General features: G+C 73.0%; 8 protein-coding genes. 7 read left to right on the forward strand and 1 reads right to left on the reverse strand.

The features are described from left to right. Positions 1-291: 291 nt before the first annotated feature. Genes AB0D99_RS35235 through nudC form a run of 3 tightly spaced genes read left to right on the forward strand, consistent with a single transcriptional unit; the run spans position 292 to position 6,315 of the window. Complete coding sequence (locus tag AB0D99_RS35235) at positions 292-3,888, forward strand: UvrD-helicase domain-containing protein (protein ID WP_362372181.1); 3,597 nt, start codon at positions 292-294, stop codon at positions 3,886-3,888. 10 nt (positions 3,889-3,898) lie between these two features. Then, on the forward strand, positions 3,899-5,332 hold the full coding sequence (locus AB0D99_RS35240; RefSeq protein WP_362372184.1) for a dipeptidase: 1,434 nt from the start codon (positions 3,899-3,901) through the stop codon (positions 5,330-5,332). A gap of 35 nt (positions 5,333-5,367) precedes the next feature. Beyond that, positions 5,368-6,315 carry an NAD(+) diphosphatase gene (nudC, locus tag AB0D99_RS35245; RefSeq protein ID WP_362372187.1) on the forward strand — a complete coding sequence of 316 codons (948 nt, stop codon included), beginning with the start codon at positions 5,368-5,370 and terminating at the stop codon, positions 6,313-6,315. A 78-nt stretch (positions 6,316-6,393) separates the two neighbouring features. Here the strand turns inward: nudC and AB0D99_RS35250 are convergent, their stop codons facing one another. Continuing rightward, on the reverse strand, positions 6,394-6,636 hold the full coding sequence (locus AB0D99_RS35250; protein WP_147981115.1) for a mycoredoxin: 243 nt from the start codon (positions 6,634-6,636) through the stop codon (positions 6,394-6,396). A gap of 161 nt (positions 6,637-6,797) precedes the next feature. Here AB0D99_RS35250 and AB0D99_RS35255 point away from each other — a divergent pair, with 161 nt between their 5' ends. The 4 genes from AB0D99_RS35255 to AB0D99_RS35270 all read left to right on the forward strand — a co-directional run bounded on the left by AB0D99_RS35255 (position 6,798) and on the right by AB0D99_RS35270 (position 10,392). Beyond that, entirely contained in the window at positions 6,798-8,990 is a 2,193-nt protein-coding gene (locus AB0D99_RS35255; protein ID WP_362372191.1) for an ATP-dependent DNA helicase UvrD2, read from the forward strand. Positions 8,991-9,158: 168 nt separating this feature from the next. Then, positions 9,159-9,530: a hypothetical protein gene (locus AB0D99_RS35260; protein WP_362372194.1), complete on the forward strand. Its 372-nt coding sequence runs from the start codon at positions 9,159-9,161 to the stop codon at positions 9,528-9,530. Between the two features lie 173 nt (positions 9,531-9,703). Then, positions 9,704-10,072, forward strand: a complete 369-nt coding sequence (locus AB0D99_RS35265) for a WhiB family transcriptional regulator (protein ID WP_137993472.1) — start codon at positions 9,704-9,706, stop codon at positions 10,070-10,072. Next, positions 10,069-10,392: a hypothetical protein gene (locus AB0D99_RS35270; RefSeq protein ID WP_362372198.1), complete on the forward strand. Its 324-nt coding sequence runs from the start codon at positions 10,069-10,071 to the stop codon at positions 10,390-10,392. Before AB0D99_RS35265 ends, AB0D99_RS35270 begins: the two co-directional genes overlap by 4 nt. Positions 10,393-10,504: the final 112 nt, after the last annotated feature.

The raw sequence follows: 10,504 nt of genomic DNA on the forward strand, positions 1-10,504 counted from the left end.
CCTCCCCCCCGGCGCCCGGGGGCCCGCCCGCCCCGCCCGCGGCGCGGACGTCGACCCCCGCCCGCGGGCGCACGTCACCCCGGGGGGTCCGGTGGACACGGAAGTCGGCGGGTGTACGTCCCGGTGCGCGCCGGTGGACACGGAGTCCGCGGGCACACGTCCCGGTGCGCGCCGGTGGACACGGAAGTCCGTGGGCGCACGTCCCGGGGGGACGCCGGTGGACACCGAGGCGTCGGGCCCCGGACTCCGCCGTGGTCGGCGCTGTCGGTGGGCGCCGTTAGCCTCTTTGGGGTGACCGCACGCATCACCGACCCCGAGCAGCTCAAGGAGCTCCTCGGCATCCCGTTCACCCCGGAGCAGACGGCCTGCATCATCGCGCCGCCCGCCCCGCAGGTCATCGTGGCCGGAGCCGGCTCCGGCAAGACGACGGTGATGGCCGCCCGCGTGGTCTGGCTGGTCGGCACGGGCCAGGTCGCGCCCGAGCAGGTCCTCGGTCTCACCTTCACCAACAAGGCGGCCGGCGAGCTCGCCGAACGCGTCCGTACCGCCCTCGTCCGCGCCGGGGTCACGGACCCCGACGCCATCGACCCGGCCCACGCGTCACCCGGCCACCCGTCGACGGCGGCGAGTCCCGCGGACCCCTCCTCCGCGGCGGGCGAGCCCCGCATCTCCACGTACCACGCCTTCGCCGGACAGCTCCTGACCGACCACGGCCTGCGCATCGGCCTGGAGCCCACCTCCCGCCTCCTCGCCGACGCCACCCGCTACCAGCTCGCCGCGCGCGTCCTGCGCGAGGCGCCCGGGCCGTACCCCGCGCTGACCAAGTCGTTCCCGACCCTGGTCGGCGACCTCCTCGCGCTCGACGCCGAGCTGGCCGAGCATCTCGTACGGCCCGAGGAACTGAGGGCCTACGACACCGAGCTGCTCGACGCCCTCTCCCGAGCCAAGCTCTCCAACGCCGACCTGCGCAAGGTCCCCGAGACGGCCGCCGCCCGCCGCGAGCTGCTCGACCTCGTGATCCGCTACCGCGCGGCCAAGCGCTCCCGCGACCTGCTCGACTTCGGCGACCAGATCGCCCTCTCCGCCCAACTCGCCACCACCCGCCCCGAGGTCGGCGCCCTCCTGCGCGACGAGTTCCGGGTCGTGCTGCTGGACGAGTACCAGGACACCTCCGTCGCCCAGCGGCTGCTGCTCTCCGGCCTGTTCGGCGCGGGCACCGGGCACGCCGTGACCGCGGTCGGCGACCCCTGCCAGGCCATCTACGGCTGGCGCGGCGCGTCCGTCGCCAACCTGGACGACTTCCCCGCCCACTTCCCGTACCGGGACGGCAGCCCCGCCACCCGGCACGCGCTCTCCGAGAACCGCCGCAGCGGCGGCCGCCTCCTCGACCTGGCCAACGGCCTCGCCGAGCCCCTGCGGGCCATGCACGAGGGCGTGGAGGCGCTGCGCCCCGCCCCCGGCGCGGAGCGGGACGGCTCCGTACGGATCGCCCTCCTCCCCACCCACGCCGAGGAGATCGACTGGCTCGCCGACTCCCTCGCCCACCTGGTGCGCACCGGCAAGGAGCCCGGCGAGATCGCGGTGCTGTGCCGGACGGCGACCGACTTCCCCGCCATCCAGGCCGCCCTGGTCGCCCGTGACGTGCCGGTCGAGGTCGTCGGCCTGTCGGGGCTCCTCCACCTGCCCGAGATCGCCGACCTGGTCGCGGTCTGCGAGGTCCTCCAGGACCCCGGCGCCAACGCCTCCCTGGTCCGCCTGCTGACCGGCCCCCGCTGGCGCGTCGGGCCGCGCGACCTCGCCCTCCTCGGCCGTCGTGCCCGGCTGCTCGTCCACCGGGAGCGGGACGGCGACGCCGACGACGACCAGCGGCTCGCCGCGGCGGTCGAGGGCGTCGACCCGGCCGAGGTCATCTCGCTCGCCGACGCGCTCGACACCTTCCTCGACTCCGCCGGCGAGGACGACGGCCTGCCGTTCTCCGCGGAGGCCCGGGTCCGCTTCGCCCGGTTCGCCGCCGAGCTGCGCTCCCTGCGCTCCTCGCTCGCCGACCCGCTGATGGACGTCCTGCACCGGGTCCTCTCCACCACCGGCCTCGAGGTCGAGCTCTCCGCCTCCCCGCACGCCCTCGCCGCCCGTCGCCGCGAGACCCTCTCGAACTTCCTCGACATCGCGGCCGGCTTCGCCTCACTGGACGGCGAGGCGACCCTGCTGGCCTTCCTCGGTTTCCTGCGCACCGCCGCGCAGTACGAGAAGGGCCTGGACAACGCGCTCCCGGGCGGCGAGAACACCGTCAAGGTCCTCACCGCCCACAAGTCGAAGGGCCTGGAGTGGGACGTGGTGGCGGTGCCCGGCCTGGTCTCCGCCCAGTTCCCCAGCACCAGGTCCCGCGAGTCCTGGACCTCCCAGCCCCAGGTGCTGCCGCACGCCCTGCGCGGCGACGCGGCGACGCTGCCCGGCATCGAGAGCTGGGACGCGGCCTCCCTGAAGTCCTTCAAGGAGGCGATGCGCGACCACCAGCACACCGAGGAGCTCCGCCTCGGCTACGTGACCTTCACCCGCCCCCGCTCCCTCCTCCTGGGCTCCGCCCACTGGTGGGGCCCGGCGCAGAAGAAGCCCCGCGGCCCCTCGGACTTCCTCCACGCCCTGTACGACCACTGCGCGGCCGGCTTCGGCGAGATCGAGGCGTGGGCGGACGAACCGGAGAAGGACACCGAGAACCCGTCCCTGACGGAGCGGACGACGGACCAGGCATGGCCCCTCCCGCTGGACGAGGAGTCCTTCCGGCGCCGCAAGCGGGCGGCGGAGGAGGTCATGACCCGGCTGTGGGCACACCTCCCGCCGTGGGAGTCCCCCCAGTCCGCGGGTCCCGGAGGAAGGGACGGCTGGACGCGGCCGGCGGACGCTCGCAGGGCCGCCCCCCAGGACCCCGAGGACCACTGGCCCGACGAGGAACCCGTCTGGGACGACGAGCCGCACGGGGACGACGAGCCGCACGGGGACGACGAGCCGCACGGGGACGACGAGCCGCACGGGGACGACGAGCCGCACGGGGACGAGGAGCCTTTCCTGGAGGACGAACTCCTCCGGGACGTCGCGCCCCGCACCGACGAGATCCCCGCGCCCCGGGCGCCGGACACCGCCCCCCGGACGCAGGGGCCCGGGCTCACCCCGGAGGAACAGAGAACCCTCGCCTCCTGGGACCGGGACCTCACGGCCCTCACCGACGAGCTGCGGCGGGCCCGCGCCGCCACCCGTGACGTCCTCCTGCCCGCCTATCTCTCCGCCTCCCAGGTCCTCCGCCTCGCCGCCGACCCCGACGGCTTCGCCCGCGACCTGGCCCGCCCCATGCCCCGCCCCCCGCAGCCGGCCGCACGGCGCGGGACCCGGTTCCACGCGTGGGTGGAGTCGCGCTTCGAGGAGCTTCCGCTGCCCCTGCTCGGCCCCGACGAGCTTCCCGGCGGCGAGGAGTTCGCCGGCGAACCGGAGATCGTGGACGAACGCGACCTCGACGTGCTCAAGGAGGCGTTCGCCCTCACCCCGTACGCCCACCGCACCCCGTACCGCCTGGAGGTCCCCGTCCACCTCTCCCTCGCGGGCAGGGTGGTCCGGGGCAGGATCGACGCCGTCTACCGCGACGAGGACACCGGCGCGTACGAGATCGTCGACTGGAAGACGAGCCACCTGCGCACCGCCGACCCCCTCCAGCTCGCGATCTACCGCCTCGCCTGGGCCGAGCAGCACGGCCTCGACCCCGACGACATCGCCGCCGCCTTCGTCTACGTACGGACGGGAGAGGTCGTCCGCCCCCGGGCACTGCCCGGCCGTGCGGAGCTGGAGGAGATCCTGCTCGGCGGACCGGCCCCGGACAGACCCGCTCCGGAGGCCGGATAGGCTCAGGAGCATGAGCGAGACCCCGGACAGCGCCGTCCAGGCCGTACGTACCCAGGCCGTGCGCACGTACATCGAGCAGCACCGCGCCGCCTTCCTCGGCGACCTCACCGACTGGCTGCGCATCCCCTCCGTGTCGGCGCAGCCCGCTCACGCCGAGGACGTACGGCGCAGTGCCCGGTGGCTCGCCGACAAGCTGACCGACACGGGGTTCACGACGGTCGAGGTCTGGGAGACGGACGGCGCGCCCGCGGTCTTCGCCGAGTGGCCGTCCGGCGACCCGGACGCCCCGACCGTGCTCGTCTACGGTCACCACGACGTGCAGCCCGCCGCCCGTGAGGACGGCTGGCGGACGGACCCGTTCGAGCCGCACGTGACCGACGGCCGGATGTACGCGCGCGGTGCCGCCGACGACAAGGGCCAGGTCTTCTTCCACACCCTCGGCGTCCGCGCCCACCTCGCCGCGACCGGCCGCACCGCCCCCGCGGTCAACCTCAAGCTGATCGTCGAGGGCGAGGAGGAGTCGGGCTCCCCGCACTTCCGGGCCCTCGTCGAGGCCCACGCGGACCGGCTCGCCGCCGATGCCGTGATCGTCTCCGACACGGGCATGTGGTCCGAGGACACCCCGACCGTCTGCACCGGGATGCGCGGTGTGGCGGACTGCGAGATCGAGCTGTACGGCCCCGACCAGGACATCCACTCCGGTTCCTTCGGCGGCGCCGTGCCCAACCCGGCCACCGTCGCGGGACGCCTGGTCGCCGCCCTGCACGACGAGGACGAGCAGGTCGCCATCCCCGGCTTCTACGACGGGGTGACCGAGCTCTCCGACGCCGAGCGCGCCCTCATCGCCGAACTGCCCTTCGACGAGGCCGCCTGGCTGACCACCGCGAAGTCCCACGGCACCCTCGGCGAGGCCGGCTTCTCCACTCTGGAGCGCGTCTGGGCCCGCCCGACCGCCGAGGTCAACGGCATCGGAGGCGGCTACCAGGGCCCCGGCGGCAAGACGATCGTCCCCGCCTCCGCGCAGCTGAAGCTCTCCTTCCGGCTGGTCGCGGGACAGGACCCGGACAAGATCGAACTCGCCGTACGGGACTGGCTCGCCGCCCGCGTCCCCGCCGGCATCCGGTACGAGATCGTCTTCGGAGCCCCGACGCGGCCCTGCCTGACCCCGCTCGACCACCCCGCCCTCACGGCCGTCGCGGGTGCGATGAGCCTCGCCTTCGACGGTGCCAAGGTCCGCTACACGCGGGAGGGCGGCTCGGGCCCGGCCGCCGACCTCCAGGACGTCCTGGGCGCACCGGTGCTGTTCCTCGGCATCTCGGTGCCGTCCGACGGCTGGCACGCCCCGAACGAGAAGATCGAGCTCGATCTGCTCTTCAAGGGCGTCGAGACCACCGCCCACCTGTGGAGCGACCTGCCCGCCGCGCTCCACACAGCCGCGCGATGAACCCACACCACGATCCGGGGGAGTTGGAAGTACCTGTGTCCACCTTGAACAGCCAGTTCGCGGACCGGCCGATCTCGCTCACCGCCCCGAGCGGCATCGACCGCGCCGCACACCACCGCCTCGACGAGGCATGGCTCGCGGCCGCCTGGAGCCACCCCACGACGCGCGTCTTCGTCGTCTCCGGCGGGCAGGTGCTGATCGACGACACCCCCGACGGGCGCACCGAACTGGTCATGACGCCCGCCTTCGAGGCGCCGGTCACCGAGACCCACCGCTACTTCCTGGGCACGGACGCCGACGGCGTCTCCTACTTCGCCCTCCAGAAGGACGCGCTGCCCGGCCGTATGGACCAGTCCGCCCGGCCCGCCGGCCTGCGTGAGGCCGGGCTGCTGCTCTCGCCCCGGGACGCGGGGCTGATGGTGCACGCCGTCGCCCTGGAGAACTGGCAGCGGCTCCACCGGTTCTGCTCCCGCTGCGGCGAGCGCACGGTGATCGCGGCCGCGGGCCACATCCGGCGCTGCCAGGCATGCGGCGCCGAGCACTACCCGCGTACGGACCCGGCCGTCATCATGGCGGTCACGGACGACCGGGACCGCATCCTCCTCGGCCGCCAGGTCCACTGGCCCGAGGGCCGCTTCTCGACCCTCGCGGGCTTCGTCGAGCCCGGTGAGTCGATCGAGACGGCGGTGATCCGCGAGGTGTTCGAGGAGGCCGGCGTCACGGTCGGCGAGGTCGAGTACGTCGCCAGCCAGCCGTGGCCCTTCCCGTCCAGCCTCATGCTGGGTTTCATCGCGCACGCCACCTCCTCGGAGATACACGTGGACGGCGAGGAGATCCACGAGGCCCGCTGGTTCTCCCGCGAGGAGCTGGCCGCCGCCTTCGACTCCGGCGAGGTGCTGCCGCCGTACGGCATCTCGATCGCCTCCCGGCTGATCGAGCTCTGGTACGGCAAGCCGCTGCCGAAGCCGGGCGACGTCGTCTGACGCCCGCGTCCCTGGCTGAAAAGAGCCCCCGCCCGGTCTGCCGGGCGGGGGCTCTTCTCGGTCGTCGCGCGCGTCGCGTCAGACGCCGACCTTCTGCTTGACCTGGGCGAGCGACGGGTTCGTCAGCGTCGTGCCGTCGGCGAAGAGCACGGTCGGCACGGTCTGGTTGCCCCCGTTGGCCTTCTCCACGAACGCGGCGGAGTCGGGGTCCTGCTCGATGTTGATCTCCGTGTACGCGATGCCCTCGCGGTCCATCTGGCTCTTCAGCCGACGGCAGTAGCCGCACCACGTGGTGCTGTACATCGTCACAGTGCCCTGCATGGCCTGGCGCTCCTCTGTTCGCGGGGTGGGTGCCGAGGGAGAGAACGTACGTGCCGCCGTCCCCATTCCCGAAAAGGGACGACCGTGATTCGTATGACCATGCGCCCGGCCCTGTGGACAACGCGACGCACCGCCCCTGACGAACCTGGCAGCATGGCGGGGTGACAGCAGCAACGCACTCCACTCTCTTCCCGCAGGTCCCCGAGTCGGCCGACGCGGTGCTCGACGGGCTCGACCCCGAGCAGCGCGAGGTCGCCCTCGCCCTGCACGGCCCGGTGTGCGTCCTGGCGGGAGCCGGCACGGGCAAGACGCGCGCCATCACGCACCGGATCGCGTACGGGGTGCGGGCGGGCATACTCCAGCCCGGCAGTGTGCTGGCCGTCACGTTCACCAACCGGGCGGCGGGGGAGATGCGCGGCCGGCTCCGAGAGCTCGGCACGGCCGGGGTGCAGGCCCGCACCTTCCACTCCGCCGCCCTGCGACAGCTCCAGTACTTCTGGCCGAAAGTCGTCGGTGGTGATCTTCCCCGGCTCCTGGAGCGCAAGATCCAGCTCGTGGCCGAGGCCGCCGCGCGCTGCCGCGTCCGGCTCGACCGGAACGAGCTGCGTGACGTCACCGGCGAGATCGAATGGGCCAAGGTCACCCAGACCGTGCCCGCCGACTATCCCGCGGTCGTCGCCAAGTCGGTCAGGGACGCCCCCCGCGACCCGGCCGAGATCGGCCAGATCTACGCCATGTACGAGCAGCTCAAGCGCGACCGCTCGGTGATCGACTTCGAGGACGTCCTGCTGCTCACCGTGGGCATCCTCCAGGACCGGCACGACATCGCCGACCAGATCCGCGGCCAGTACCAGCACTTCGTGGTGGACGAGTACCAGGACGTCTCGCCGCTCCAGCAGCGGCTCCTCGACCTGTGGCTCGGCGACCGCGACAGCCTCTGCGTCGTCGGCGACGCCAGCCAGACGATCTACTCCTTCACCGGCGCCACCCCCGACCACCTGCTGAACTTCCGCACCCGGCACCCGAACGCCACGGTGGTCAAGCTCGTCCGCGACTACCGCTCCACCCCCCAGGTCGTCCACCTCGCCAACGGACTGCTCAGCCAGGCCCGCGGCCGGGCCGCCGAGCACCGGCTGGAACTGGTCTCCCAGCGCGACCCCGGCCCCGACCCCGGCTACACCGAGTACGCCGACGAGCCCGCCGAGGCCGAGGGCACCGCCCGCCGCATCCGCGACCTGATCGCCGCCGGCGTCCCGGCCGGCGAGATCGCCGTGCTCTACCGCATCAACGCCCAGTCCGAGGTCTACGAGCAGGCCCTCGCCGACGCCGGAGTCCCCTACCAGCTGCGCGGGGCCGAGCGCTTCTTCGAGCGCCAGGAGGTACGGGAGGCGGGCATCGCCCTGCGCGGCGCCGCCCGCGCGGGGAGCAACGACTCCCTCCTCGACGACGCGGAGGACCTGCCCGCCCAGGTCCGGGCCGTGCTCTCCACCAAGGGCTGGACCACCGAGCCGCCCGCCGGCTCCGGAGCCGTCCGGGATCGCTGGGAGTCCCTCGCCGCCCTCGTCCGTCTCGCCGAGGACTTCGCCCGCGCCAGGAGCGGGGCCACGCTCTCGGACCTCGTCGCCGAGCTCGACGAGCGGGCCGCCGCCCAGCACGCACCGACCGTGCAGGGCGTCACCCTCGCCTCGCTGCACGCGGCCAAGGGCCTGGAGTGGGACGCCGTCTTCCTGGTCGGCCTCACCGAGGGCATGATGCCGATCACCTACGCCAAGACCGACGAGCAGGTCGAGGAGGAGCGCCGCCTGCTGTACGTCGGGGTCACCCGCGCCCGGCTGCACCTCGCGCTCTCCTGGGCGCTCTCCCGCTCGCCGGGCGGCCGCGCCTCCCGGCGCCCCACCCGGTTCCTCAAGGGGCTGCGCCCCGGCTCCGGCGCTCTGGGCCCGAGCGGCGCGGGGGGCGGGGGATCCGTCGAGCGGGGCGCGGCGGCCGTCCGGCGCGGGCGCCGCGGCCCGGTGCGCTGCCGCGTCTGCGGCGCGACGCTCACCGAAGCCGGTGAGATGAAGCTGATGCGGTGCGAGGACTGCCCCTCCGACATGGACGAGGCGCTCTACGAGCGGCTGCGCGACTGGCGCGCCGACCAGGCCAAGGAGCTCGGGCAGCCCGCGTACTGCGTGTTCACCGACAAGACCCTGATGGCGATCGCCGAGCGCATGCCGTCCACCGACGGCGAACTCGCCGGGATCGCAGGCGTCGGCGTCCGCAAGCTCGACCGCTTCGGGGCCGACGTCCTCGCCATCTGCGCGGGCGAAGAGCCAGGTGGCGGGCCTGGAGGAGCCGACGAGAGCGACTCATGAAAACTCGTCGGAAAAATAGTTTGCGCACCGCCCGTCAAGCCCCATAGGTTCTTAACCACGGAAACAGCGGCTTCTTCGAAGCCCTGCCTTCGTGCTGTACTTGTCCAAATGAAGATGAGGGTCCGGCTCACCCCGAGCCCTCCGAGACGCCGAGAGGAGGCGATTCCAGTGATCAGCAACATCAACAGCACCAACGTCAGCTTCGTCAGCACCGACAAAATGACCGATCGCTCGGTCGTCTCCGCCTGCTCGCTCGGCCTCTCCGGTTCGGCGTTCATTGGCAGCGGTCTTCCTGGCACCGGTCTGTCCGGTGCCGGCATGGCCGGCGCCGCCGCTGCCCTGCGGCCGGCCGCCCTTGCGGGCCTGCTCGGCATGGAGCGCGATGAGCGACCGACCAAGGCACTGGAAGCAGGAGTAGCAGCAGTCGAGGCCAAGGCCTATGACTTTGCGGCGACCGGTGCCGAAACCAAGCAGCAGACGACGCAGCACCACACGATGTGGGCCTTCCGTGGGCTCGAACCCTGGAGTGATCCAGCCTGATCGACGATCAGGCCGGCGCCTTCAGGGCCGCGGAACCCCACCCGGGATCCGCGGCCCTTCTGTTTGTCCCCGAACGGGGACGGCGGAGCGAAGGGGCCTCGGGACCAGCACAACCCGGTACCAGCCGAAACCCCGGCCAACAGGTCGGAACGACCAGACGAGGAAACACCACCGTGCAACTCGAAGCGCACGCCCCGTCCGTACCGCCTTCCGAAACGATCCCCCCGCCCGGCCTCACGGAGGACTCCACCTTGACCCCCCTCACTGCGCTCACCGCGCTCGACGACGCCATCGAGAACCTCGGCGTACCCGTCCCCTGCCGCTCGTTCGACCCGGAGGTCTTCTTCGCCGAGTCCCCGGCCGACGTCGAGTACGCCAAGTCCCTCTGCCGCACCTGCCCGCTGATGGAGGCGTGCCTCGCCGGCGCGAAGGAGCGGCGTGAGCCGTGGGGCGTCTGGGGCGGCGAGCTGTTCGTCCAGGGAGTCGTCGTGGCCCGCAAGCGGCCGCGTGGTCGCCCGCGCAAGAACCCGGTCGCGGCATGAACGTCACCGGAACCATCGACCGACCCCTCACGCACGATCCCCAGAAGCTGGCCCCGATGACCTCTTCCACCAGCGAGCCCTCCGGCTCCGCGACCCCAGACGTTTCCATCACCGGCGCGAACGCCTCGCGTCAGAACAGGACCCGCGAGATGCAACTCATTCCAGAAGCCCTGGCCCGTGCTCATATGCACGACCGCCTGCGGGAAGCCGACGCGGAACGCCAGGCCGTGCGCCTGGTCGCCGCCCGGCGGATGCAGCGGCGTGCCGAGCGCGTCTCCCTGCGCGCCCGCCGCGCGCTGGCCATGGCCGTCATGCACTGACGAAACGAAACCCCGCGGGGGCCGGTCCGAACGGACCGGCCCCCGCGGTGCGTTGCGGGTCGCCCCCGGGCCCCCCCGACTAAAGTGGGGCGGGGGAAAGAGGCGCCGCCCA

Origin of the sequence: Streptomyces sp. NPDC047971, assembly GCF_040653355.1 — a bacterium.
Lineage (GTDB): Bacteria > Actinomycetota > Actinomycetes > Streptomycetales > Streptomycetaceae > Streptomyces.

Coding starts and splice junctions, on each gene's coding strand:
- AB0D99_RS35250 (WP_147981115.1), bottom strand. CDS start 6,636: ATGCAGGGCACTGTGACGATGTACAGCACCACGTGGTGCGGCTACTGC.
- AB0D99_RS35270 (WP_362372198.1), top strand. CDS start 10,069: ATGAACGTCACCGGAACCATCGACCGACCCCTCACGCACGATCCCCAG.
- AB0D99_RS35240 (WP_362372184.1), top strand. CDS start 3,899: ATGAGCGAGACCCCGGACAGCGCCGTCCAGGCCGTACGTACCCAGGCC.